Source organism: Streptomyces caelestis (assembly GCF_014205255.1).
Classification (GTDB): domain Bacteria; phylum Actinomycetota; class Actinomycetes; order Streptomycetales; family Streptomycetaceae; genus Streptomyces; species Streptomyces caelestis.
On sequence record NZ_JACHNE010000001.1, the window covers coordinates 5762304 to 5785644 of the forward strand.

Sequence of the window (23341 nt, forward strand, 5' to 3'; positions counted from 1 at the left end):
CAGTGGCCGCCGCTAGCCTCTCTGACGTGTCCGCCCGTATCTCCGATCCCGAACAGCTCAAAGAACTCCTCGGCATCCCGTTCACCCCCGAGCAGATGGCCTGCATCACCGCGCCGCCCGCCCCGCAGGTGATCGTGGCCGGAGCCGGCTCGGGCAAGACGACGGTGATGGCGGCACGCGTGGTGTGGCTGGTCGGCACCGGCCAGGTCGCACCCGAGCAGGTGCTCGGCCTCACTTTCACCAACAAGGCAGCCGCCGAACTCGCCGAGCGCGTCCGCAAGGCGCTGGTCAAGGCCGGCGTCACCGACCCGGACGCCATCGACCCGGACAACCCGCCGGGCGAGCCGGTGATCTCCACGTACCACGCCTTCGCGGGCCGCCTGCTCACCGACCACGGCCTGCGCATCGGTCTCGAGCCCACGTCCCGGCTGCTCGCCGACGCGACCCGTTTCCAGCTCGCCGCGCGCGTGCTGCGCGAAGCCCCGGGGAGCTACCCGGCCCTGACCCGTTCCTTCCCGGACCTGGTCGGCGACCTCCTCGCCCTCGACGCCGAACTCTCCGAACACCTCGTGCGCCCGGAAGCGCTGCGCGCGTACGACGCCGAGCTGCTGCTGACCCTGCGCGGCGGCAAGCTCACCAACGGCGACCTGCGCAAGGTCCCCGAGGCGGCAGCCGCCCGCCGTGAACTGGCCGACCTGGTGACCCGCTACCGGGCCGCCAAGCGCGAGCGGGACCTGCTCGACTTCGGCGACCAGATCGCCCTGTCGGCCCGGCTCGCGAAGATCCCCGAAGTGGGCCGTGTCCTGCGCGACGAGTTCCGGGTGGTGCTGCTCGACGAGTACCAGGACACCTCGGTCGCCCAACGCGTCCTCCTGGCAGGTCTGTTCGGCGAGGGCACCGGCCACCCCGTCACCGCCGTCGGCGACCCCTGCCAGGCGATCTACGGCTGGCGCGGCGCCTCCGTCGCCAACCTGGACGACTTCCCCGAGCATTTCGCCCACGCCGGCGGCCGCCCCGCAACCCGGCAGGCGCTCAGCGAGAACCGCCGCAGCGGCGGCCGCCTCCTCGACCTCGCGAACGGCCTCGCGGAGCCCCTGCGCGCCCTGCACGCGGGCGTGGAGGCCCTCCGCCCGGCCCCCGGAGCCGAACGCGACGGCATGGTGCGCTGCGCCCTGCTGCGCACGCACGCCGAGGAGATCGACTGGGCCGCCGACTCCGTCGCCCACCTCGTACGGACCGGGACGGCTCCCGGCGAAATCGCGGTCCTGTGCCGCACGGCGACCGACTTCGCGGAGATCCAGGGCGCCCTGGTCGCCCGGGACATCCCGGTCGAGGTGGTCGGCCTGTCCGGGCTGCTGCACCTGCCGGAGATCGCCGACCTCGTCGCCGTCTGCGAGGTCCTCCAGGACCCCGGCGCCAACGCCTCCCTGGTGCGTCTGCTGACCGGCCCGCGCTGGCGCATCGGCCCGCGCGACCTCGCCCTGCTGGGGCGGCGCGCCCGGCTCCTGGTGTCCCACGCGCGCGTGGCGGGCGACGACGATCCGGACCGCCGGCTCGCCGAGGCCGTCGAGGGGGTCGACCCGGCCGAGGTGATCTCGCTCGCGGACGCCCTCGACACGTTCCTGGAGACGCCGCTGGACGGCCACGGGGACGACGACGGGCTGCCCTTCTCGCCCGACGCGCGCGTGCGCTTCGCCCGGCTCGCCACCGAGCTGCGCGAGCTGCGCCGCTCCCTGGCCGACCCGCTGATGGACGTCCTGCACCGCGTCCTCGCCGTCACCGGCCTGGAGGTCGAGCTGTCGGCGTCCCCGCACGCTCTGGCCGCCCGCCGCCGCGAGACCCTCTCCAACTTCCTGGACGTCGCCGCCTCCTTCGCCGCCGGCGACAACGAGGCCACCCTTCTCGCCTTCCTCGGCTTCCTGCGCACCGCCGCCCAGTACGAGAAGGGCCTCGACAACGCCCTCCCCGGCGGCGAGAACACCGTCAAGGTGCTCACCGCCCACAAGTCCAAGGGCCTGGAGTGGGACGTCGTGGTCGTCCCCGGGCTGGTCACCGGCACCTTCCCCAGCAGCCAGGGCCGCGAGAAGTGGACCTCCCAGGGCAAGGTCCTGCCGCACCGGCTGCGCGGCGACGCCGACACCCTGCCCGACGTGGAGTCCTGGGACGCCAGAGGCCTGAAGGCCTTCCACGAGGCCATGAAGGACCACCAGCACACCGAGGAACTCCGCCTCGGCTACGTCACCTTCACGCGCCCCCGCTCGCTGCTCCTGGGCTCCGGCCACTGGTGGGGACCCACGCAGAAGAAGCGCCGCGGACCGTCCGCGTTCCTCCAGGCCCTCCACGAGCACTGCGCCGCCGGGTACGGCGAGATCGAGGCGTGGGCGGACGAACCCGCCGAGGACGAGGAGAACCCGGCCCTGCACCAGGGCACCGCCGACCAGGTGTGGCCCCTGCCCCTGGACGAGGTGGCCCTGGCCCGTCGCCGCGCGGCCGCCGCGACCGTCCTGGCGCACCTGGAGGACCTCGCGTCCCACGAGGACGGCCACCCCGCGGCCGTGCACGACCCGGACGAGGCCGGCGACCCGGAGTGGCCGCCGCCCCCCGAGGACGACGAGCCTCCGTACGACGAACCGGACCCGTACGACGAACCGGACCCGTTCGACGACGATCCCTTCGACGACGCCCCCTCCGCAGAAGACCCCTTTGAGAGCGATGCCCTCGCGGAGGATCCGGCCGCCCGGGACGCGCGGCCCGCGGACCGCCCCACGGTTCCCCACCAGGCGGCGCTACCGGAGCCCCCAGCCACGCGCCCACATCCCACGGCCCCGGACCACCCGCATCTCACGCCCGAGGAGGCCCGCACCGTCGCCTCCTGGGACCGCGACCTCGACGCCCTCACCGGAGAACTCCTGCGCGCCCGCGACAGCGTCACCGAGGTCCCCCTGCCCGCGTCGCTCACCGCCTCCCAGCTGCTGCTCCTGGCCGCCGACCCGGACGGCCTCGCGCAGGAGCTGGCCCGCCCCATGCCCCGCCCGCCGCAGCCCGCCGCACGCCGCGGCACCCGCTTCCACGCCTGGGTCGAGGCCCGCTTCGAAGCGCTGAAGCTGCCGTTCCTGGAGCCCGGGGACCTGCCCGGCAGCGACGCCGAGATCGCCGACGAACAGGACCTGGAAGCCCTCAAGGACGCCTTCGAACGCACCGGGTACGCGCACCGCACGCCCTACCGGGTGGAGGCACCCTTCCAGCTCGAGATCGCAGGCCGCGTCGTACGGGGCCGCATCGACGCCGTCTACAAGGAGGTCGACGGTCAGGAGACGACGTACGAGATCGTCGACTGGAAGACGAACCGCACCCGCACCGCAGACCCGCTCCAGCTGGCCGTCTACCGCGTCGCCTGGGCCGAGCAGCAGGGCGTGCCGCTGGAGTCGGTCACGGCCGCGTTCCTGTACGTGCGCAGCGGCGAGATCGTACGGCCGGACGATCTGCCGGACCGGGCCGCGCTGGAGCGGCTGCTGCTCGGGGAGCCGTCCGGTGAGGAACCGCACTCCGAGGACGTCAGTGCGGGCCGATAGGCTCGTGACCATGAGCCAGACCCCGGACAGTGTCGTCCGTACGTACATCGAGCAGCACCGCGCCGCCTTCCTCGACGACCTCGCCGAGTGGCTGCGCATCCCGTCGGTGTCGGCCCAGCCGGACCACGCGCCCGACGTACGACGCAGCGCCGACTGGCTCGCCGCCAAGCTCAAGGAGACCGGGTTCCCGACGACTGAGGTCTGGCCGACCCCGGGCGCGCCGGCCGTCTTCGCCGAGTGGCCCTGTGACGACCCGCAGGCCCCCACGGTGCTGGTCTACGGCCACCACGACGTGCAGCCCGCCGCCCGGGAGGACGGCTGGGACAGCGACCCCTTCGAACCGGTCGTCCGCGAGAACCGCCTCTACGCGCGCGGGGCGGCCGACGACAAGGGCCAGGTGTTCTTCCACACCCTCGGTGTCCGCGCCCACCTCGCCGCCACCGGCCGCACCACCCCCGCGGTGCACCTGAAGCTGCTGATCGAGGGCGAGGAGGAGTCCGGCTCGCCGCACTTCCGGGCCCTCGTCGAGCAGCACGCCGAGCGGCTCACCGCCGACGCCGTGATCGTCTCCGACACCGGCATGTGGTCCGAGGACACCCCCACCGTGTGCACCGGCATGCGCGGCCTCGCCGAGTGCGAGATACGTCTGCACGGCCCCGACCAGGACATCCACTCCGGCTCCTTCGGCGGCGCCGTGCCCAACCCGGCGACCGCCGCGGCCCGCCTCGTCGCCGCCCTGCACGACGAGCACGCGCGGGTGGCGATCCCGGGCTTCTACGACGGCGTGGTCGAACTCACCGACCGCGAGCGGGAACTCTTCGCCGAGCTGCCCTTCGACGAGCGGCAGTGGCTGCGCGCCGCCAAGTCGTACGCCACCCAGGGCGAGGCCGGGTACACCACCCTGGAGCGCGTCTGGGCCCGCCCCACCGCGGAGGTCAACGGCATCGGCGGCGGCTACCAGGGCCCCGGCAGCAAGACCATCGTGCCGTCCTCCGCCATGGTGAAGCTGTCCTTCCGGCTGGTGGCGGGCCAGGACCCCGGCCACGTCGAGAAGGCCGTCCGCGCCTGGGCCGAGCAGCAGGTGCCCGCCGGGATCCGCTGCGAGATCACGTTCAGCGGGGCCACGCGCCCGTGCCTGACGCCGCTGGACCACCCGGCCCTCCAGTCGGTCGCCCGCGCGATGGGCCGGGCCTTCGGGAAGCCGGTCCGCTTCACGCGCGAGGGAGGCTCCGGACCCGCTGCGGACCTCCAGGACGTCCTCGGCGCACCCGTGCTCTTCCTCGGCATCTCCGTCCCGTCCGACGGCTGGCACGCCCCGAACGAGAAAGTCGAACTCGACCTGCTCCTCAAAGGCGTCGAGACCACCGCATACCTGTGGGGCGACCTCGCCGAGCACTGGCGCCATGTGCCCTGAGCGTCCCGTGCCGTCCGGACCGGCAGCGCGCGCGGGGCACACTGGAAGAGCCGCCCCAGCACCGCGCAACCCCGCCGGACCCGGTCGCCTCCCGCCGTACGTCCCGCTGATCAGCCCGCCGAACCCGACCGTCCCACCGGGGAGTTGGAAGCACCCGTGACCACCTGGACCGACCAGAACGCCGACCGACCCATCTCGCTCACCGCACCGAGCGGCATCGACCGGGCCGCACACCACCGGCTCGACGAGGCCTGGCTCGCGGCGGCGTGGAGCCACCCCTCCACGCGCTGTTTCGTGGTCTCCGGCGGCCAGGTCCTCATCGACGAGACGCCGGACGGGCGCACCGAACTCGTCATGACGCCTTCCTTCGAGGCCCCCCTCACCGAGGCTCACCGCTACTTCCTCGGCAACGACGAGGACGGCGTCAGCTACTTCGCCCTCCAGAAGGACTCCCTGCCCGGGCGCATGGACCAGTCCGCGCGGCCGGCGGGGCTGCGTGAGGCGGGCCTGCTCCTGTCGGCCCGGGACGTGGGCCTGATGGTGCACGCGGTCGGCCTGGAGAACTGGCAGCGCACCCACCGTTTCTGCTCGCGCTGCGGCGAGCGCACCGTCATCGCCGCGGCCGGTCACATCCGCCGCTGCCAGGCCTGCGGTGCGGAGCACTACCCGCGTACGGACCCCGCCGTGATCATGGCCGTGACCGACGAGGACGACCGCATCCTGCTCGGCCGCCAGGTGCACTGGCCCGAGGGCCGCTTCTCGACGCTCGCCGGTTTCGTCGAGCCCGGCGAGTCCATCGAGCAGTCGGTGCGCCGCGAGGTCCACGAGGAGGTCGGCATCACCGTCGGCCAGGTCGAGTACGTCGCCAGCCAGCCCTGGCCCTTCCCGTCCAGCCTCATGCTGGGCTTCCTGGCCCGCGCCACCTCGACCGAGATAGACGTCGACGGCGACGAGATCCACGAGGCCCGCTGGTTCTCCCGCGACGAACTGCGCGCCGCCTTCGAGTCGGGCGAGGTGCTCCCGCCGTACGGCATCTCGATCGCGGCCCGCCTGATCGAGCTCTGGTACGGCAAGCCGCTCCCGATGAGAAGCGCCGCCTGACGGAGGCCACCCGCGTGTTGGACCCGTACTGGAACCACAACGTCCACCACCACCCCGAGGTGCTCGACGCTGTCCCGGACGGCTGCGGCAAGGCCCTGGACGCGGGCTGCGGCGACGGCCTGCTCACCCGCAAGCTCGCGGTACGTGCGGCATCCGTCACGGGCGTGGACCGCTCGCCGGAGATGATCGAACTCGCCCGCGAGTACGCGCGCGTGCCCGGCAACGTCACGTACCTGAAGGCGGACTTCCTCGCCGACGGGTCCCTGCCCGAGGGCGCCTACGACTTCGTCAGCGCGGTTGCCGTGGTCCACCACGCGCCGTTCGAGGAGGCGGTCACCCGCCTCGCCCGCCTCACCGCGCCCGGCGGCCGCCTGGTGATCGTCGGCATGGCCGCCAACCGGACGGTCCTGGACTGGGTCGTCAGCGCGTGCGGCGTGCCCGCGAGCCAGTGGTACGCCCGCCGGCACGGTGGCAAGCGGGCCCCGGCCGGGATGCCGATGGAAGACGTGCACATGTCCTGGGGAGAGATCCGGCAGGAAGCCCACCGGCTGCTGCCCGGCTGTGACTTCCGCCGCACGCTGCTGTGGCGCTACGTCGTGGTGTGGGACAAACCAGCGGGCCGACCACGAGAAGGCGGCCCCTGAGACGCCTCAGGAACCGCCTTCCCGGCACAACCGAACGGCGACTAGACGCCGACCTTCTGCTTCACCTGAGCCAGCGACGGGTTGGTGAGGGTGGAGCCGTCCGGGAACAGAACGGTGGGCACCGTCTGGTTTCCGCCATTCGCCTTCTCCACGAATGCGGCGGACTCCGGGTCCTGCTCGATGTTGATCTCGGTGTACGCGATGCCCTCGCGGTCCATCTGGCTCTTCAGCCGACGGCAGTAGCCGCACCACGTGGTGCTGTACATCGTCACAGTGCCCGGCATGTCTCTCGTGCTCCTTCAGTGCTCGGGGACGGGTGCTCGCAGTGGTGGAACGTACGTGAAAGAGCAACCATTCCCGGTGCCCGCGCCCTGCCGGACGTGACGCCTGCCGCATTAGTACGACTATCGGTGCCTGCCTGTGGACAACCGGCACAGCCGTCTCGCGGGACCTGGCAGCATGGCTGTGTGACAGCAGCAACGCGCTCCACCCTGTTCCCGCAGGTACCGGACTCCGCCGACGCGGTGCTCGAAGGGCTCGACCCCGAGCAGCGCGAGGTGGCCACGGCCCTGCACGGTCCGGTGTGCGTCCTGGCGGGCGCCGGCACGGGCAAGACCCGGGCGATCACCCACCGCATCGCCTACGGAGTGCGCGCCGGCATCCTGCACCCCTCCAGCGTGCTCGCCGTCACGTTCACCAATCGCGCCGCCGGGGAGATGCGGGGCCGGCTCCGCCAGCTCGGCGCCGCCGGTGTCCAGGCGCGTACGTTCCACTCGGCGGCGCTGCGTCAGCTCCAGTACTTCTGGCCGAAAGCGATCGGCGGCTCCATGCCCAGGCTCGTCGACCGCAAGGTCCAGCTCGTCGCGGACGCGGCCGCCGCCTGCCGCATCCGGCTCGACCGTGGGGAGCTGCGGGACGTCACCGCCGAGATCGAGTGGTCCAAGGTCACCCAGACCGTCCCCGCCGACTACGCGCCCGCCGCCGCCAAGGTCGGCCGCGAGACCCCCCGCGCCCCCGCCGAGATCGCCCAGCTCTACGCCGCCTACGAGGACGTCAAGCGTGAGCGCGCCGTCATCGACTTCGAGGACGTGCTGCTGCTGACCGTCGCCGTCCTCCAGGACCGGCACGACATCGCGGAGCAAATCCGCGCCCAGTACCAGCACTTCGTGGTCGACGAGTACCAGGACGTCAGCCCCCTCCAGCAGCGCCTGCTGGATCTGTGGCTGGGCGACCGGGACAGCCTGTGCGTGGTCGGCGACGCCAGCCAGACGATTTACTCCTTCACGGGAGCGACACCGGACCACCTGCTCGACTTCCGCACCCGCCATCCCGGCGCCACCGTCGTCAAGCTGGTCCGCGACTACCGCTCCACCCCCCAGGTCGTCCACCTCGCCAACGGCCTGCTCGCCCAGGCGAAGGGCCGGGCCGCCGACCACCGCCTGGAGCTCGTCTCCCAGCGAGCCCCGGGGCCGGAGCCGGTCTACGCCGAGTACACGGACGAGCCCGCCGAGGCGGAAGGCGCGGCCCGCCGTATCCGCGAGCTCATGGACTCGGGGGTCCCGGCCGCCGAGATCGCCGTCCTGTTCCGCACGAACGCGCAGTCCGAGACCTACGAGCAGGCCCTCGCCGACGCCGGGGTGCCCTACCAGCTGCGCGGCGCCGAGCGGTTCTTCGACCGCCCGGAGGTGCGCAAGGCGGGCATCGCCCTGCGCGGCGCGGCCCGCTTCGGCGGCAACGACTCCCTCCTGGACGACGCCGTCGACCTGCCGTCCCAGGTGCGTGCCGTGCTGTCGGGGGAGGGCTGGACGCCGCAACCACCGGCCGGCTCCGGCGCCGTGAGAGAACGCTGGGAGTCCCTGGCCGCCCTGGTGAACCTCGCCCAGGACTTCGCCGCCGCCAAACCCGGCGCCACCCTGGCGGACCTCGTCGCCGAACTCGACGAACGCGCGAACGCCCAGCACGCCCCGACCGTGCAGGGCGTCACCCTCGCCTCCCTGCACTCGGCCAAGGGCCTGGAGTGGGACGTCGTCTTCCTGGTCGGTGTCGCCGAGGGCATGATGCCGATCACCTACGCCAAGACCGACGAACAGATCGAGGAGGAGCGTCGCCTCCTCTACGTCGGCGTCACCCGCGCGCGGGAACGCCTCCACGTCTCCTGGGCCCTGGCCCGTTCCCCCGGCGGCCGCCCCAACCGTCGCCACAGCCGCTTCCTCGACGGGCTGCGCCCGGGGTCGACGGCCACCACGGGCCGTACCGCGGTCGGCAGTGCGGGTGGCATCGAGCGTGGAATCCCCGGAACCAGGGGCTCCGCCCCGAGACGAGTCCAGCGAACGCCCGCCCGCTGCCGAGTCTGCGGCCGCACGCTGACCGACGCGGGCGAGATGAAGCTGATGCGCTGCGACGGCTGCCCGTCCGACATGAACGAAGGCCTTTACGAGCGGCTGCGCGAGTGGCGAGCCGACCAGGCACGACGCAGCGGCCAGCCCGCCTTCTGCGTGTTCACCGACAGGACCCTGATGGCGATCGCCGAGACCGCGCCCGACGACGAGCACGAACTGGCGCGCATCCCGGGCGTGGGGATGCGCAAGCTCAACCGCTACGGAGCCGACGTACTGGCCATCTGTGCAGGCCAGTTCGCCGAAGCGGACACAGATCGGGACTGACACGAACTCGTCGAAAAAATAGTTTGCGCATGCCCCGGCAATCCCCATAGGTTCTTAGGCACGAGAGCAGCGGCCTTCTCGGAGGCCCTGATTCCGTGTTGTACTTGCATACCCGTCGGACTGGTTCACCCGGTCCCCCGAGACGCCGAGAGGAGGCGAGTCCAGTGATCAGCATCAACACCAGCTCCATCAGCACCGTGAAAATGACCGATCGCTCGGCCGTCTCCGCGTGCATGCTCGGCGTTTCGAACCTGGGCACCGGTCTGTCCGGCATTCATGCCGTGCGTCCGGCGTCCTCCTCCGTTGCCCCCGCGGGTCTTCCTGTCCGCGAGCGCAATGAGCGACCGACCAAGGCACTGGAAGCGGCAGTAGTGGCACAGGCGCAGGCCTATGCCTTTACGGCGACCGGTGCCGGATTCCGGAAGCAGACGACGCAGCACCACCTGATGTGGGCCTTCCGTGGGCCAGAACCCTGGAGTGATCCAGCCTGATTCGATCAGGCCGGCGCCTTCAGGGCCGCGGAACCCCATCCGGGATCCGCGGCCCTTCTGTTTGTCCCCGATCAGGGACGACGGACCGAAGGAGCCTCGGGACAAGAAAAGAACCCGGTACCAGCCGCCCCCGGCCAACAGGCCGGAACGACCAGACGAGGAAGACGAACCGTGCAACTCGAAGCGCACGCACCGTCCGTACCGCCTTCCGAAACGATCCCCAAGCCCGGCTCCACGGAGGACTCCGCCTTGACCCCGCTCACCGCGCTCACCGCGCTCGACGACGCCATCGAGAACCTCGGCGTACCCGTCCCGTGCCGCTCCTACGACCCGGAGGTCTTCTTCGCCGAGTCGCCCGCGGACGTCGAGTACGCCAAGTCCCTGTGCCGCACCTGCCCGCTGGTCGAGGCCTGCCTCGCCGGCGCCAAGGAGCGGCGTGAGCCCTGGGGCGTCTGGGGTGGCGAGCTGTTCGTGCAGGGAGTCGTCGTCGCCCGGAAGCGGCCGCGTGGCCGCCCGCGCAAGAACCCGGTCACAGCATGAACACCGCAGGAACGATCGACCGCCCCCTCACGCACGACCCCCAGAAGCAGGCCCCGATGAAGCCGTCCACTTACGAGCCCGCAGGCTCCGCGACCCAAGACTTCACCACCAATGGCGCGAAGGACTCGCGTCAGAACAGGACCCGAGAGATGCAACTCATCCCAGAAGCCATGGCTCGTGCGCATATGCGCGAGCGACTGCAAGAGGCGGAGCGGGAACGCCCGGCCGTGCGCCTGGCGACCGCCCGCCGGATGCAGCGCAGGGCGGAGCGCGCCTCACGGCGTGCCCGCCGGGCGCTCGCCATGGCGGTCATGCAGTAACCGACCTCACCTGAAGCGGTGGCCTCCCGAGCCCGGGAGGCCGAGCTCTCCCCGCGGGGGCCGGTCCGTGCCGAACGGACCGGCCCCCGCGGTGCGTTGTGCCTGCTCTTGGGAGAACCTCAGGTCGATCGAGGGCGCCTGGACTCGAACCGGTGGTGAAGCGCGGGCACCCGGTCAGCCGCGGTGCCCGCTGAGGCTCATGCCTCCGCCACCGCATCCTCGCCGTCCACCGGGTCCTCCGGGACGAACCCCGGCAGCCATTCCTCCAGCTCATCGCGCAGACGCACCGTGGCCCCCAGCTGGCACAGTACGCCGATCGTGCTCAGCGTCACCCGGTGGATCAGCAGATACGCGGGCGGCAGGTTGAGCTGCTTGCCCAGCTGGTAGGCGGGGGAGCGCGGGTCCGCGATGCGGGCCGCCTGGCTGCGCATCCAGCCGCGCGAGAACGTGAACTCCTCGGCCTCGGCCGGTTCGATGATCGGCAGCAGATAGTCCAGGACCGCGTCGGGGTCCAGCTCTATGGTCTTCTTCACGAACCCCTCCACGCACAGGAGCTCGTAGACCGCCTCGGCCTCCCCGTCGAGAGTCATGCGCAGGGACTCGCCGATGGTGGCCGGCAGACCGCCCGGGAGACGGTCGACCGTGCCGAAGTCCAGGACGCCCAGGCGCCAGTCGTCCTCACCGTCCGGGCCGCCGGGCAGCAGCCGGAAGTTGCCCGGGTGCGGATCGGCGTGCAGCAGGCCGGTACGGGCGGGGCCGGAGAACAGGAAACGGGCCAGGAGCTGGCCGGCCCGGTCGCGCTGCTCCTGGGATCCGTCCGAGATGATCTCCGACAGGGGGATGCCGTCGATCCACTCGGTGATCAGGACCTGGTCGGACTGGTGCACCACCTGCGGCACGATCACGTCCGGGTCGTCCGTGAACTCCTCGGCATGGGCCTGCTGGGCCTGGGCCTCCAGGCCGTAGTCCAGCTCCTCCGAGACGCGGTCCTTCAGCTCCGTGATCAGCGGCTTGATGTCCATGCCGGGGATCAGCGGGCCGAGCAGGCGGGAGAAGCGGCTCAGCTGGTTCAGATCGGACAGCAGGGCCTCGCCGGCGCCCGGGTACTGCACCTTGACCGCCACCTCGCGGCCGTCATGCCACACCCCTCGGTGCACCTGGCCGATCGAGGCCGCCGCGGCGGGCTTGTCCTCGAACTCCAGGAACAGCTCGTGCCTGCCCTCGCCGAGCCGCTCCTCGAGCACCGCGTGCACGGTGCGCGTCGGCATCGGCGGCGCCGCCTCCTGGAGCTTGGTCAGCGCGGCCCGGTAGGGGCCGGCGACCTCCTCGGGCAGCGCCGACTCGAAGACGGACAGGGCCTGGCCGAACTTCATCGCGCCGCCTTTGAGCTCGCCGAGCACCTTGAAGAGCTGGTCGGCCGTGCGCTGTTGGAGTTCGCGGCCGACGAGCTCCGCGGACTCGCCGACGATCCGCTTGCCGAATCCCCAGGTCGCTCGCCCGGCGATGCCGAGCGGGAGCGCGGCGAGTTTGGCGGTCCGGGTGACCGCCTTCCGGGGAAGATCAGACATGCGCCCTCCAAGTCCCAGCCGGCCGCTTCGCCGCTGCCTGACGGCACTGCGCCGACGGCCGTTGCACCGCCATTGTCTCGTGTGACTCCGCATCCTCCGAGGGGTGCTCCCCTTTTCCTCTCTCCGCCGCCCCGCACGGGCATCCCGGATGCGCCCAGACCGGCCGCGCATGCCAGTGGAGACCGGGCACGGAGACCTCCCAGCGCGCCCCGGCACTCGACGGAACCCGGCCGTCCAGGAAGGCGAGCGCGTGGGCGGCTGCCAGTGCGGCCACAGTAGTGGCCAGCGTCAGGTCGCAGGGTCGCACCTGCCGCTGCCTGCCGGAGCGCCACTGGGCGACCAGGCGCGGCCAGGCCGGATCCCGGTCGGTGCGGTTCTCGTGCAGGCACCCCGCGCAGCCCGTCTCCCCGGGCAGGACGAGCGGGCCGACCACCCCGGTTCCCTCCACGACCCCGGCGTACAGATGGGGTGTCCCGGAGGACATCAGGGGTTCGGCGGCCGACGCGTCGGGCGCGTGCACGGCGACATCGTCGCGCGGGGCGACGATCACCAGAGAGAAGCCCGGGTCGCCTTCCTCCGGGGATGCCTGGGCTGCCGCGCGGCGCGGTGGCCGGTCCGGGGCAGCCCGGCGCACGGCCTGGCGGGCCGACTCGTCCCTGCGGTCGCCGACGGCCTCCGCGGGCAGCCCGCCCGGCGCGACGTCCCACGGCTCCACACGGCCGCCGTCGCGCACGTCGACCTCGCCCACACCGGCCCCCGACAGCAGCGACGCCAGCACGGCACCCACCCGGCCCGCGCCTCGCACCTGCACGCGCTGCGAGCGCCGGGCGGCCAGTTGCCGCATCGCGTCGCCCGGTGCCGAGGTGGTCAGGGACAGGGAGGCGAGGTCGGGACGCAGCCGGTCGAGGACCTCTTTCTTCTGTCGCAGGGCATCGGCGGCAGGTCCGCCGCCCCGTGCGTCGTCCAGGAGCCCGGCCCTGGCGAGCCGCCGCACCAGCCCGTCGACATGACCGTCGGGCAGATCCATACGGCGTCCCTCCTCACGCAGCAGCTCCAGCCCTCGTGTGCCGTTCAGTAGATCGAGGAAGCTGCCCGTCGCCAGGTCCATCGGGCCGAGCGTCATCGCGTGCGCAGGTGTCATTCCGAACTGCACGGTGTTGAGGTCGCGCCAGCCGCGCTTGAGCGCGGGTTTCACCATCGGATGCATGACAGGCCCCCCGTATGTGATAGATCGTCCCCGTATGCCGAAGTTGAGCGTGACGGCAGCCACGAAAACGGGCGTACGCCAAAAACGGCCGCACACCGAACCCGACCGCAGACCGAACCCGACCGCACGCCGACCCCGGTAACAGGCCCGGCCTGGTCCCGGGCCGGGCCTGTTCGTCGCTTCGCCGACAAGAGCCAGCATGCCCAAACGCGTCGCCGGCTGCCGAAAGTTGTCCACAGGCGCGGGTATTCGTCGTACAAATCCGGCGGCTGGCGGGGAGTATGGGCAGCGAACCGTCTTGGAGCCGGGACTTCCCCGGGTACAGCGGGTAACGTCGGGGCGTGCCCGCCGACCCACTGCACCGCGCCGGAAAACCACAGCGCAGTACGACGAGCCAGCCGCCGAGCGGCTCGGGGGCGAGCTCGATCGAGGTCCGCAGGAGCGCCCGCCGACGCAGAACGGTCTCCGCGTACCGCGAGGGCGATCGCACCGTTGTGCTCATCCCCGCCCGGATGTCCGAGGCGGAGGAGCAGCGCTGGGTGAACGTCATGCTCGACAAGCTGGCCGCCCAGGAGGGCAAGCGGGCCCTCGGCGATGCCGAGCTGGCCGAGCGGGCCCGGCGCCTCTCGGACCAGTACTTCGACGGGCGGGCCCGGCCCGCTTCGGTGCGCTGGGTGACCAACCAGAACACGCGCTGGGGGTCCTGCACCCCGTCCGAGGGCAGCATCCGCCTGTCGCACCGCCTCCAGGGCATGCCCGAGTACGTCGTCGACTACGTCCTCGTCCACGAGCTCGCCCATCTGCTCGTGCCCGGACACGGCCCCCGCTTCTGGGCGTTGCTGGAGGCCTATCCGCGGACGGAGCGGGCCCGGGGCTACCTCGAAGGCGTGGTGGCGGCCGAGCGGTTGCCCCATGCGCCCGGTGCGCGGGATGAGAGTCCCGCGGGCTGAGCGCACGGGGTGAGCGCCTGGGGTGAGGGCCCGGCGCGAGCACCGGGGTAAGTGACCGCTTTCCGCGCGAGAGCAGCCGATACGGCCGAGCGCGGGTTGTGTACCGGGTCTGTACCGACTTCGTCCGGTGTCCGAATTTGCCGTTAGCCTGGCGCGACGCAATCACGTTCTGGATGGGGGACGGTCGTTACGCATGGCCAGGGAATTCCAACGCGGCCACAAGGCCAGGATCAGTGATCTCACCGCGGGCACGGATCTGTACGTAGGCGTGCAGATCTCCGGCCCCGGCCTGAGCTTCGACATCAGCTGCTTCGGCCTCGACGCCGACGAACGGCTCTCGGACGAACGGTACTTCGTCTTCTACAACCAGCCGAAGTCCCCCGAGGAGGCCATCCAGCTCCTGGGTGCCCAGGCGGGCGACACGGAGTCCTTCCGGGTGACGCTCGACCGGATCCCGCCGCAGATCCAGAAGCTGTCCTTCACGGCGACGATCGACGGCGCCGGACAGATGTCACAGATCGCCCCCGGCTACATCCGCATCGTGGCGGGCGGCGAGGAAGTGGCCCGCTACCCCTTCGACGGCTCGGAGTTCTCCACCGAACGTGCCGTGATGCTCGGCGACTTCTACCTGAAGGACGTCTGGCGGTTCGCCGCCGTCGGACAGGGCTTCGACGGTGGTCTCGACGCGCTGCTGAAGAACTTCGGCGGCGAAGTGGCCGAGGAGGAGACGCCCGAGCCGCCCGCGCCCGCCGCGCGGCAGCCGCAGGCCGGCGCTGCCCCGGCCTTCGCGCCGCCCGCATTCGGCGTTCCCGGCGCTCCGGAACCCGCCCAGCCTCCTGCCCCGGCTCCCGCACCCGCACCGCCAGCGCCCCCGGCACCCGCTCCCCAGCCCGCCGCGCAGGGCTTCGCGCCCCCGCCCGGTGCCACTCCGCCCCCGGCCTCGGCGCCCGCGCCCCAGGTGCACGCCGCCCCGACCATCGTCGCGCCCATGAACGCCCCGCCGGGCGGCTCCCCGGTGCCGCCTCCGGCCCCGGCGCCCGCGCCGTACGGCCAGCCGGGCCAGCAGCCCCCGCCGTACGGCCAGGTCCCCGGCCAGACGGCCCCGCCACCTCCCGGCTACGGCCAGCCCCAGGCGCCGCAGGCCCCCCAGGCCCCGGCCCCGCCCCCCGGCTACGGCCAGCCCACACCGCCCCCGGGCTACGGCCAGCAGCTGCCCTTCGGACAGCAGCCCGGGCAAGCCCCTTACGGAGCACCCCAAGGAGTGCCTCACGGGTCTCCCCACGGAGCACCGCAGGGCCCCGGTGTCGCCGCCGCGCTCCAGCAGTTCAAGGAGACCCCCACCGGGCAGCGCTGGACGCAGCAGAACAAGAAGCTCGTCCGCGTCGACCTCGGCATCGGCGGGCAGCCCGTGCTGGCCCGGCAGGGCAGCATGGTGCTTTACCAGGGCAAGGTCGACTTCAGTTACAAGGGAGCCGGATTCGCCGGCCGGATCGTGGGCAACGCGACCGGCCAGGAGATGCAGCTGATGCGCTGTACCGGCCAGGGGCAGGTGTTCCTCGCCGAGGAGTCCACGATGCTGCACCCCATCGAGCTCCAGGGCGACGGCATCTGCGTCTCCGCCGAGAACGTCCTCGCCTTCGACGAGGGCCTCCAGTACGAGGTGCGCCGCATCGAGGGACACGGCATCCCCGGGGGCGCGCTGTTCACGATGCAGTTCACGGGCACGGGCACGATCGTCGTGAAGACCCACGGCACGCCCGTGGTCCTGCCGGTCACGCCCACCACGTTCGCCGACTGCAACGCCGTGGTCGCCTGGTCGGCCGCCGCCCAGGTCGTCGTCTCCAGCCAGGTGCGCATGCGCCGCAACGCCTACCCGGGTGACACCGGCGAGGGCGTCAACCTCCAGTTCCGGGGAGCGCCCGGGAACTTCATCGTCATCCAGCCGTACGAGGTCTGAGGGAGCCCGTCATGACACAGCAGCTCGCGGGCCACGCCCCCGCACCCGTGACCGCCCGCATGGAGAACCACGGCAACCACATGCTGAAGGTCGCCATGCAGACCGGAAACGACCTCCTCGCGCGCGTGGGGTCGATGGTCGCCTACGAGGGCTTCGTGCAGTACGAGCCCAACCCGCCGGCCGTGCGTCAGATCGCGAAGGACTGGATGACCGGCGAGGGCGCGCCTCTGATGAAGTGCTCCGGCGACGGCCTGCTCTACCTCGCCGACTACGGCGCGAACGTCGTCGTCATCAACCTCAACGGCGACGGCATCTCCGTCAACGCCACCAACCTGCTGGCCTTCGACGCCCACCTGACGTGGGGCGTGGAGCGGGTCAAGGGCCTGGCGAAGTTCGCCGGACAGGGCCTGTGGAACACCAAGATCTCAGGGCAGGGCTGGGTGGCGCTCACCTCCCGGGGCAAGCCCATCGTCGTCGACTGCGGCGGCGGCGAGGACGAGACGTACGTCGACCCCGACGCCCTGGTCGCCTGGTCCCCGAACCTCAAGGTGAAGGGCAAGCGCAGCTTCCGGGCGCAGTCGCTGATCGGCCGCGGCAGCGGCGAGGCCTACCAGATGGCCTTCTCCGGTCAGGGCATCGTCGTCGTCCAGCCCAGCGAGGACAGCACCGACCGCCTCCGGGTCCGGGGCTGAGGGGGAGCAAGAACGCCATGCAGAGCCCGATTTTCGCCTACAACGAGCAGCAGACCCAGGACCGCTGGAGTCTGCAGAACAAGCAGATGCTGCGCGTCGCCCTGGAGGGCCACGACGACATCCTGGCCCGCAAGGGCACCATGGTCGCCTACCAGGGCCTCGTCGAGTTCGACGCCGAGTACCAGAGCAACGACCAGGCACGCGCGCGTGCGCACACCGGTGAGGGACTCGACCTGATGCGCTGCCACGGGCAGGGCACGGTCTACCTCGCCAACCTCAAGCAGCACGTCCACGTCATGGAGGTGGAGCAGGACGGTCTCACCGTCGACAGCAGCTATGTGCTGGCGATGGACTCCTCCCTGCATCACGAGGTCATCGCCGTCGACAGCCTCTACGGCATCTCCGGCTCCGGGAAGTACCAGCTCAACATCACCGGCCGGGGCAAGGTCGCCCTGATGACCTCGGGCATGCCGCTGCTGCTGCAGGTGACGCCCGACAAGTACGTCAACTGCGACGCCGACGCGATCGTCGCCTGGTCGACGAGCCTGCGGGTGCAGATGCAGGCGCAGACGCACTCCTCCGGGGTGTGGCGGCGCCGCGGCAGCACCGGCGAGGGCTGGGAGCTGAGCTTCATGGGCACCGGCTTCGCGCTCGTCCAGCCCAGTGAACTACTGCCGCCGCAGAACGCCCAGATCGGCTCGGGCCTCGGCGCGCAGTACGGCATGGGCCAGCAGGGAGCACGCGGGCAGAACCAGGGAAACGTCTGGAGCTGACCGGCCACGGAACCAGCAAGGTGTAAGGGGCGACCGCCCAGGCGGTCGCCCCTTACTGCTTCAGGCCGCGAGTGCTTCAGCCCGCCAGCCTCGCGCGCGTGGCCTCCAGCAGGCGTACGACCGACTCGTCGGCCACCTCCGCGACCTCGCCGTAGCCGAACCAGCGCACGTCGAGCGACTCGTCGCTGATCGCGTGCGCGGCGTCCGACGGCGCCAGGACCGCGTACTGGACGTCGAAGTGGCAGTGGCACGGCGGCGGGATCGGGTGCCGGTCCAGGCGCACCGGGCCGCCGGGCAGCAGCGAGAGCCCCGAGACGCCGGACTCCTCCGTCGCCTCACGCAGGGCCGCTGCCGCCAGGGAGCTGTCGCCCGGCTCGCAGTGGCCGCCCATCTGGAGCCACATCCGCAGCTTCCTGTGCAGGGTCAGCAGGACCCGGCCGGCCTCGGGGTCGATCACCAGGGCGCTCGCCGTGATGTGGCCCGCATGGCAGGCCTTCCACAGGCCGTCCGGGTGTTCGGCCAGATGGTCGAGGTAGGCCTGGCACAGCTCCGTCTGGTCCTCGTACCCCTTGAGCACGAGGACCGCGTCGTCGTACAGGCTCACTCGGCGTCGTCGCCCTTGCCGTCGTCCTCGTTCTTGTCCTGGTCCTTCTTCCTGAGGTCGGGCTTGTCCGCCGCCTCGCCGAGCATCTTGTCCAGCTCGGAGAAGTCGATCTGCTCGCGGTGCACAAAGCCGTCCGGGTCGTCCAGGTCGGTGGCCGTCGGCAGCATGTCCGGGTGGTGCCACAGGGCGTCCCGGCCGTCGACACCGCGCGCGTCGGTGAGCGAGGCCCACAGACGGGAAGCGTCACGCAGGCGGCGGGGGCGCAGCTCCAGACCGATCAGCGTGGCGAACGTCTGCTCGGCCGGGCCGCCCGAGGCGCGGCGGCGGCGCAGCGTCTCGCGCAGGGCGTCGGCGGACGACAGACGGGGCTTGGCGGCGGCGTGGACCACCGCGTCGACCCAGCCCTCCACGAGCGCCAGAGCCGTCTCCAGACGCGCCAGGGCCGCCTTCTGCTCGGGCGTGTCCTCGGGCTGGAACATGCCCTGCTGGAGGGCCTCCTGGAGCTGCTCGGGGTTCTGCGGGTCGAACTGGCCGACCACGTCCTCCAGCTTGGCCGTGTCGACCTTGATGCCGCGGGCGTAGCCGTCGACCGCGCCGAACAGATGCGAGCGCAGCCACGGCACATGCGCGAAGAGCCGCTGGTGGGCGGCCTCCCGCAGGGCGAGATACAGCCGCACCTCCTCGTGCGGGACGCTCAGGTCCTTGCCGAACGTCTCGATGTTCACCGGCAGCAGCGCGGCCTTGCCGGCCGGGCCCAGCGGCAGGCCGATGTCGGTCGAGCCGACGACCTCGCCGGCGAGCACGCCCACGGCCTGCCCGATCTGCGTACCGAACATGGCGCCGCCCATCGAGCGCATCATGCCGATCAGCGGGCCGGCCATGGCCTGCATCTCCTCCGGCAGGACGTCGCCCATGGCGGTGCCGACGCGCTCGGCGACCGGGTCGACGAGCTCCTTCCAGGCGGGCAGGGTCGCCTCGACCCACTCGGCGCGGCTCCAGGCCACGGCCGAGCCGGCGCCGGACGGCAACGACGTGGCGTCGTCGAGCCACAGGTCGGCGAGGCGGACGGCCTCCTCGACGGCCTTGCGCTCGGCGGGGCCGACGCTGATGTCCTTGGTGCCGTCAGGGCTGCCCTGGGACACCGTCTGGCGGGCGATCTGCTTGGCCATGTCCCAGTTCACCGGGCCGCCCTCGTAGGAGAGCATCTGGCCCAGCTGCTGGAACGCGGCGCCCAGGTCGTTGGGGTTCAGGGAGCCGAACATGGCTGCGAACGGATTGTCCGCACCGGGGCCGCCGGGGCCGCCGCCAAATCCTCCGGCTCCGGGCAGGCCGCCGAAACCGAGCGGATTGGCCGGTCCCTGACCACCACCGCTCTGCTGGTCCTTCTTCTTGCCCTCGTCGCCGTCGTCCGGCTCCTCCGGCGGAAGGCCGAATCCGAATGGGGTGTCACTCACGGGATTCCTCGGCTGGTAGGGCCGCCGGTTCTTTCCGGCGGCACGGCTGCCCGACAACACCACCCAGCGTAGACACCTGGGGCGGATCGGGCCTCGGTGCTTCGCCGACTGATGGCCTGCGGCAGGATGGATGCCACCTGGTACGCACGCGTCGCTCACGCTCGTACTGAAGACAACCGCTGGAGACGCCCGGTGAGTTCCCCAGATCCGCAGGTTCGCGCAGCGCGAAACCAGTCAACCAGTTCCGCGAGTCCCCCGGCACGCGGACCCGTCGTCGCGGTCACCGGTGCCGCGTACGGCGTCGGCGCCCTGCTCACCGAGCGGCTCGCCGCGTCGGACGAGGTCAAACAGGTCGTCGCCATCGACGAACGGCGTGGCGAGTGCGCCGCCGCGCAGTGGCACATCCTGGATGTACGGGATCCGGCCATCGCCGAGAAGCTGCGGGGCGCCGACGTGGTGGTGCACCTGGCGCTGGACCTCGACCTGGAGACCGACGCCGCCGCTCGAACGGCCTACAACGTCCGGGGGACGCAGACCGTCCTGACGGCGGCCGCGGCGGCCGGAGTGCACCGGGTCGTGCTGTGCACCTCGGCCATGGTCTACGGGGCGCTGCCGGACAACGAGCTGCCGCTCTCCGAGGACGCCGAGTTGCGGGCCACGGCGGAGGCGACGGGCGTCGGTGACCTGCTGGAGATCGAGCGGCTGGCGCGGCGGGCGCCGCGTGCGCACCCGGGGCTCAACGTCACCGTGGTACGGCCGGCCATCCTGGTGGGAGGCACGGACACGGCGCTGACCAGGTACTTCGAGTCTCCTCGGCTGCTGGTCGTCGCCGGGTCCCGGCCCGCGTGGCAGTTCTGCCACGTCGAGGACCTGTGCAGCGCGCTGGAGTACGCCGTCCTGGAGAAGGTCGACGGGGAACTGACCGTCGGGTGCGACGGCTGGCTGGAGCAGGAGGAGGTCGAGGAGCTCAGCGGCATCCGGCGGATGGAGCTGCCGTCGGCGGTCGCGCTGGGGGCGGCGGCGCGGCTGCACCGCATCGGGCTCACGCCGTCTCCGGCCGGGGACCTGGCGTACACGATGTACCCCTGGGTGGTGAGCGGCAGCCGGCTGCACGACGCCGGGTGGCGGCCGCAGTACACCAACGAGGAGGTGCTGGCGGAACTCCTGGAGGAGGTCTCCGGCCGGCACACGGTGGCCGGCCGGCGACTGGGCCGCAAGGACGCGACGGCCGCGGGTGCCGCGGGTGCGACGGTGGCGCTGCTGGGTGCGGCCGCGGTGGTGCGACGGGCCCGGAAGGCCCGGCGGCGCATCTGACCCGCCCGGCCGGCCCGGCCTCGCCGGGGCCTGTCGTAGGAGAGTCCAACGCCCACGCGCGCGTGCCGGTCGATAGCTCTATTCCGTGCCGTCGGTCGCGTACGGCACGATGGAGGCATGGCATCCACGAACGATCACCCGGGTGAGCAGGCCGCGCAGGATCCGATCAGGCTGATCGGGATCCGGGACACGGCCCTTTCCGTGGACGAGGTGTTCCGGGCCGTCGGAGACGACGCGGCCGGCGGCACGGCGCTGTTCGTGGGCACCGTGCGGAACCACGACGGGGGTGCCGACGTGGCGGAGCTGGGGTATTCCTGCCACCCCAGTGCCGAGGCCGAGATGAGGCGGATCGCCGAGAAAGTCGTCGCGGAGTTCCCGGTGCGGGCGCTGGCGGCCGTGCACCGGGTGGGGGACCTCAGGGTCGGTGACCTCGCCGTGGTCGTCGCCGTCTCGTGTCCGCACAGGGGGGAGGCCTTCGAGGCCTGCCGGAAGCTGATCGACGACCTCAAGCACGAAGTGCCCATCTGGAAGCACCAGAAGTTCTCCGACGGCACTGAAGAGTGGGTGGGCGCCTGCTGAATCCGGGACGCTGCCTTCCGGTTGCGTAACCGGACCCCCGGCGTGAGCGTTGTCACTGCGGATGGTTAATCTGCTGATCAGTCAGTTGCGGACACTCAAGGGGTTGGAGGTCGGCATGGCGGCGCTCGCCTGGTTGCTGATTCCGCTTGTGGCTGCGATCGGCGCGGGCCTCTGGGGCAGTTGGGCCAACCGGACTCGCAAGGTCCGTGGCGACGGCCCGGAACTCATCGGTTACACCCGCTTCCGCGAGGCCATGGAGAAGCCCCGGCCGGGTAGCTGACGGCCAGGGAAACAGCAGGTCACAGGCGTTTGAACCCACAGGGCCGCCCCGGACGGGCGGCCCTGACGGTGCGCTGACAGGACCGTCCCGTACTGTCGAGTCATGCCACGCCGCACTGCGACGATGCTCGCCTCCACCCTGATGCTGATCGCGCTCCTGTGCGCGGGAGTGTTCATCCCCGTGCCGTATTCGGAGATGTCCCCGGGGCCGACGGTGAACACGCTGGGCGATCACGGCGGCGAGCCGGTGCTCCAGATCTCGGGGCGCAAGACGTATGCCGCCAGTGGCCATCTGAACATGACGACGGTCCGGGTCACCAGCGCCGACTACCGGATGAACCTGGTCGAGGCCGTCTACGGCTGGCTCGCGCATGACAACAAGGTGGTGCCGCACGAGACGCTCTACCCGGACGGCAAGACCGAGGAGCAGTCCACGCAGGAGAACGCCGAGGAGTTCAGCCAGTCCCAGGAGAGCGCCAAGGTCGCCGCGCTGAAGGAACTCGACGTTCCGGTGAGGTCGTGGGTCATCGTCTCGACGGTCGTCAAGGGATCCCCGGCCGAGGGCGAGCTGCACGCCGGGGACGTGATCAAGGCCGTCGACGGTACGGCGGTGAAGGAACCGGCCGACGTCGCGAAGCTCGTCACGAAGCACAAGCCGGGCCAGGACGTCCGCTTCACGATCGTGCCGGCCAAGGAGCAGGCCGCCGCTGAGAAGGAGAAGCGGACGCCGACGAAGACGCAGGACGTCACCATCACCACGACGACCTCGGACGACACCGGCGAGAAGCGGGCCATCGTGGGGATCTCCGCGGGGACCGACCACACGTTCCCGTTCACCATCGACATCAAGCTGGCCGACGTCGGCGGGCCGAGCGCCGGTCTGATGTTCGCGCTCGGCATCTATGACAAGCTCACGCCGGGCAGCCTCACCGGGGGCAAGTTCGTGGCCGGCACGGGGACGATCGACGACGAGGGCAAGGTCGGTCCGATCGGCGGCATCGAGATGAAGACCGTGGGTGCGCGGGCCAAGGGCGCGCAGTACTTCCTGACGCCCGCGGACAACTGCGAGGCCGCCGCCAAGGACACCCCCGAGGGCCTCACCCTCATCAAGGTGAAGACCATCGACGACGCCCTCGGCGCTCTCAAGGACCTGCGCAGCGGCGACACCGCCGATCTGCCGAAGTGCGGTAAGTAGCCGCCCGGGCCGGGCAGCCGCCCG

The 23341-nt window shown here is 71.6% G+C and carries 21 protein-coding genes; 16 read left to right on the forward strand and 5 right to left on the reverse strand.

Going from position 1 to position 23341, the window contains the following annotated elements:
• Positions 1 to 26: 26 nt before the first annotated feature.
• The 4 genes from HDA41_RS26505 (at position 27) to HDA41_RS26520 (ending at position 6731) form a co-directional block, all read left to right on the forward strand.
• The gene (locus HDA41_RS26505) at positions 27 to 3572 is read left to right on the forward strand and encodes an ATP-dependent helicase (protein WP_184987854.1); all 3546 of its coding nucleotides are present in this window, start codon (positions 27 to 29) and stop codon (positions 3570 to 3572) included.
• Between the two features lie 10 nt (positions 3573 to 3582).
• Entirely contained in the window at positions 3583 to 4986 is a 1404-nt protein-coding gene (locus HDA41_RS26510) for a dipeptidase (protein ID WP_184987855.1), read from the forward strand.
• A 156-nt stretch (positions 4987 to 5142) separates the two neighbouring features.
• Entirely contained in the window at positions 5143 to 6087 is a 945-nt protein-coding gene (nudC, locus tag HDA41_RS26515) for an NAD(+) diphosphatase (RefSeq protein ID WP_086843974.1), read from the forward strand.
• Positions 6088 to 6101: 14 nt separating this feature from the next.
• Positions 6102 to 6731 carry a class I SAM-dependent methyltransferase gene (locus HDA41_RS26520; RefSeq protein ID WP_184987857.1) on the forward strand — a complete coding sequence of 210 codons (630 nt, stop codon included), beginning with the start codon at positions 6102 to 6104 and terminating at the stop codon, positions 6729 to 6731.
• Between the two features lie 41 nt (positions 6732 to 6772).
• On the opposite strand, the gene HDA41_RS26525 is transcribed toward HDA41_RS26520, so the two are convergent.
• Positions 6773 to 7015, reverse strand: coding sequence for a mycoredoxin (locus tag HDA41_RS26525; protein WP_184987859.1), 243 nt, complete (start codon positions 7013 to 7015; stop codon positions 6773 to 6775).
• A 183-nt stretch (positions 7016 to 7198) separates the two neighbouring features.
• Between HDA41_RS26525 and HDA41_RS26530 the strand changes: the two genes are divergently transcribed.
• From HDA41_RS26530 to HDA41_RS26545, 4 genes are all read left to right on the forward strand, one after another.
• Entirely contained in the window at positions 7199 to 9394 is a 2196-nt protein-coding gene (locus HDA41_RS26530) for an ATP-dependent DNA helicase UvrD2 (RefSeq protein ID WP_184987861.1), read from the forward strand.
• A gap of 164 nt (positions 9395 to 9558) precedes the next feature.
• Positions 9559 to 9885 carry a hypothetical protein gene (locus HDA41_RS26535; RefSeq protein ID WP_184987863.1) on the forward strand — a complete coding sequence of 109 codons (327 nt, stop codon included), beginning with the start codon at positions 9559 to 9561 and terminating at the stop codon, positions 9883 to 9885.
• Between the two features lie 171 nt (positions 9886 to 10056).
• Positions 10057 to 10425 (forward strand): WhiB family transcriptional regulator, encoded by a 369-nt coding sequence (locus HDA41_RS26540; RefSeq protein WP_010047663.1) that lies wholly within the window; start codon positions 10057 to 10059, stop codon positions 10423 to 10425.
• Complete coding sequence (locus tag HDA41_RS26545) at positions 10422 to 10745, forward strand: putative WhiB-interacting protein (protein WP_184987865.1); 324 nt, start codon at positions 10422 to 10424, stop codon at positions 10743 to 10745. The genes HDA41_RS26540 and HDA41_RS26545 overlap by 4 nt, the downstream gene beginning before the upstream one ends.
• A 197-nt stretch (positions 10746 to 10942) precedes the next feature.
• Here HDA41_RS26545 and HDA41_RS26550 read toward each other — a convergent pair whose 3' ends face one another.
• Positions 10943 to 12313 (reverse strand): ABC1 kinase family protein, encoded by a 1371-nt coding sequence (locus tag HDA41_RS26550; RefSeq protein ID WP_184987867.1) that lies wholly within the window; start codon positions 12311 to 12313, stop codon positions 10943 to 10945.
• Complete coding sequence (locus HDA41_RS26555; protein ID WP_184987869.1) at positions 12306 to 13520, reverse strand: TOMM precursor leader peptide-binding protein; 1215 nt, start codon at positions 13518 to 13520, stop codon at positions 12306 to 12308. The genes HDA41_RS26550 and HDA41_RS26555 overlap by 8 nt, the downstream gene beginning before the upstream one ends.
• A 341-nt stretch (positions 13521 to 13861) precedes the next feature.
• Here HDA41_RS26555 and HDA41_RS26560 point away from each other — a divergent pair, with 341 nt between their 5' ends.
• The 4 genes from HDA41_RS26560 (at position 13862) to HDA41_RS26575 (ending at position 17892) form a co-directional block, all read left to right on the forward strand.
• Entirely contained in the window at positions 13862 to 14470 is a 609-nt protein-coding gene (locus tag HDA41_RS26560) for a M48 metallopeptidase family protein (RefSeq protein WP_184987871.1), read from the forward strand.
• 193 nt (positions 14471 to 14663) lie between these two features.
• The gene (locus HDA41_RS26565) at positions 14664 to 16427 is read left to right on the forward strand and encodes a TerD family protein (protein ID WP_184987873.1); all 1764 of its coding nucleotides are present in this window, start codon (positions 14664 to 14666) and stop codon (positions 16425 to 16427) included.
• Positions 16428 to 16438: 11 nt separating this feature from the next.
• Positions 16439 to 17119, forward strand: coding sequence for an AIM24 family protein (locus tag HDA41_RS26570; protein ID WP_031112077.1), 681 nt, complete (start codon positions 16439 to 16441; stop codon positions 17117 to 17119).
• Between the two features lie 17 nt (positions 17120 to 17136).
• Entirely contained in the window at positions 17137 to 17892 is a 756-nt protein-coding gene (locus HDA41_RS26575; RefSeq protein WP_184987875.1) for an AIM24 family protein, read from the forward strand.
• Positions 17893 to 17968: 76 nt separating this feature from the next.
• Here HDA41_RS26575 and HDA41_RS26580 read toward each other — a convergent pair whose 3' ends face one another.
• Both HDA41_RS26580 and HDA41_RS26585 read right to left on the reverse strand, forming a co-directional pair.
• Entirely contained in the window at positions 17969 to 18496 is a 528-nt protein-coding gene (locus tag HDA41_RS26580) for an NUDIX hydrolase (protein WP_184987877.1), read from the reverse strand.
• Positions 18493 to 19950, reverse strand: a complete 1458-nt coding sequence (locus HDA41_RS26585) for a zinc-dependent metalloprotease (RefSeq protein WP_184987878.1) — start codon at positions 19948 to 19950, stop codon at positions 18493 to 18495. Before HDA41_RS26585 ends, HDA41_RS26580 begins: the two co-directional genes overlap by 4 nt.
• Positions 19951 to 20142: 192 nt before the next feature.
• Here HDA41_RS26585 and HDA41_RS26590 point away from each other — a divergent pair, with 192 nt between their 5' ends.
• The 4 genes from HDA41_RS26590 to HDA41_RS26605 all read left to right on the forward strand — a co-directional run bounded on the left by HDA41_RS26590 (position 20143) and on the right by HDA41_RS26605 (position 23317).
• Positions 20143 to 21264: an SDR family oxidoreductase gene (locus HDA41_RS26590; protein ID WP_184987880.1), complete on the forward strand. Its 1122-nt coding sequence runs from the start codon at positions 20143 to 20145 to the stop codon at positions 21262 to 21264.
• Between the two features lie 117 nt (positions 21265 to 21381).
• Positions 21382 to 21843 (forward strand): molybdenum cofactor biosynthesis protein MoaE, encoded by a 462-nt coding sequence (locus tag HDA41_RS26595; RefSeq protein WP_184987882.1) that lies wholly within the window; start codon positions 21382 to 21384, stop codon positions 21841 to 21843.
• Between the two features lie 61 nt (positions 21844 to 21904).
• Positions 21905 to 22123: a hypothetical protein gene (locus HDA41_RS26600; RefSeq protein ID WP_184994191.1), complete on the forward strand. Its 219-nt coding sequence runs from the start codon at positions 21905 to 21907 to the stop codon at positions 22121 to 22123.
• A gap of 102 nt (positions 22124 to 22225) precedes the next feature.
• Positions 22226 to 23317: a YlbL family protein gene (locus HDA41_RS26605; protein ID WP_184987884.1), complete on the forward strand. Its 1092-nt coding sequence runs from the start codon at positions 22226 to 22228 to the stop codon at positions 23315 to 23317.
• The last annotated feature ends 24 nt before the right edge of the window (positions 23318 to 23341 follow it).

What these genes read in the sequence shown, in the direction of transcription:
- HDA41_RS26510 (WP_184987855.1), top strand. Translation starts at nt 3,583, where the DNA reads ATGAGCCAGACCCCGGACAGTGTCGTCCGTACGTACATCGAGCAGCAC.
- HDA41_RS26525 (WP_184987859.1), bottom strand. Translation starts at nt 7,015, where the DNA reads ATGCCGGGCACTGTGACGATGTACAGCACCACGTGGTGCGGCTACTGC.
- HDA41_RS26545 (WP_184987865.1), top strand. Translation starts at nt 10,422, where the DNA reads ATGAACACCGCAGGAACGATCGACCGCCCCCTCACGCACGACCCCCAG.
- HDA41_RS26550 (WP_184987867.1), bottom strand. Translation starts at nt 12,313, where the DNA reads ATGTCTGATCTTCCCCGGAAGGCGGTCACCCGGACCGCCAAACTCGCC.
- HDA41_RS26555 (WP_184987869.1), bottom strand. Translation starts at nt 13,520, where the DNA reads ATGCATCCGATGGTGAAACCCGCGCTCAAGCGCGGCTGGCGCGACCTC.
- HDA41_RS26565 (WP_184987873.1), top strand. Translation starts at nt 14,664, where the DNA reads ATGGCCAGGGAATTCCAACGCGGCCACAAGGCCAGGATCAGTGATCTC.
- HDA41_RS26570 (WP_031112077.1), top strand. Translation starts at nt 16,439, where the DNA reads ATGACACAGCAGCTCGCGGGCCACGCCCCCGCACCCGTGACCGCCCGC.
- HDA41_RS26575 (WP_184987875.1), top strand. Translation starts at nt 17,137, where the DNA reads ATGCAGAGCCCGATTTTCGCCTACAACGAGCAGCAGACCCAGGACCGC.
- HDA41_RS26595 (WP_184987882.1), top strand. Translation starts at nt 21,382, where the DNA reads ATGGCATCCACGAACGATCACCCGGGTGAGCAGGCCGCGCAGGATCCG.
- HDA41_RS26600 (WP_184994191.1), top strand. Translation starts at nt 21,905, where the DNA reads ATGGTTAATCTGCTGATCAGTCAGTTGCGGACACTCAAGGGGTTGGAG.
- HDA41_RS26605 (WP_184987884.1), top strand. Translation starts at nt 22,226, where the DNA reads ATGCCACGCCGCACTGCGACGATGCTCGCCTCCACCCTGATGCTGATC.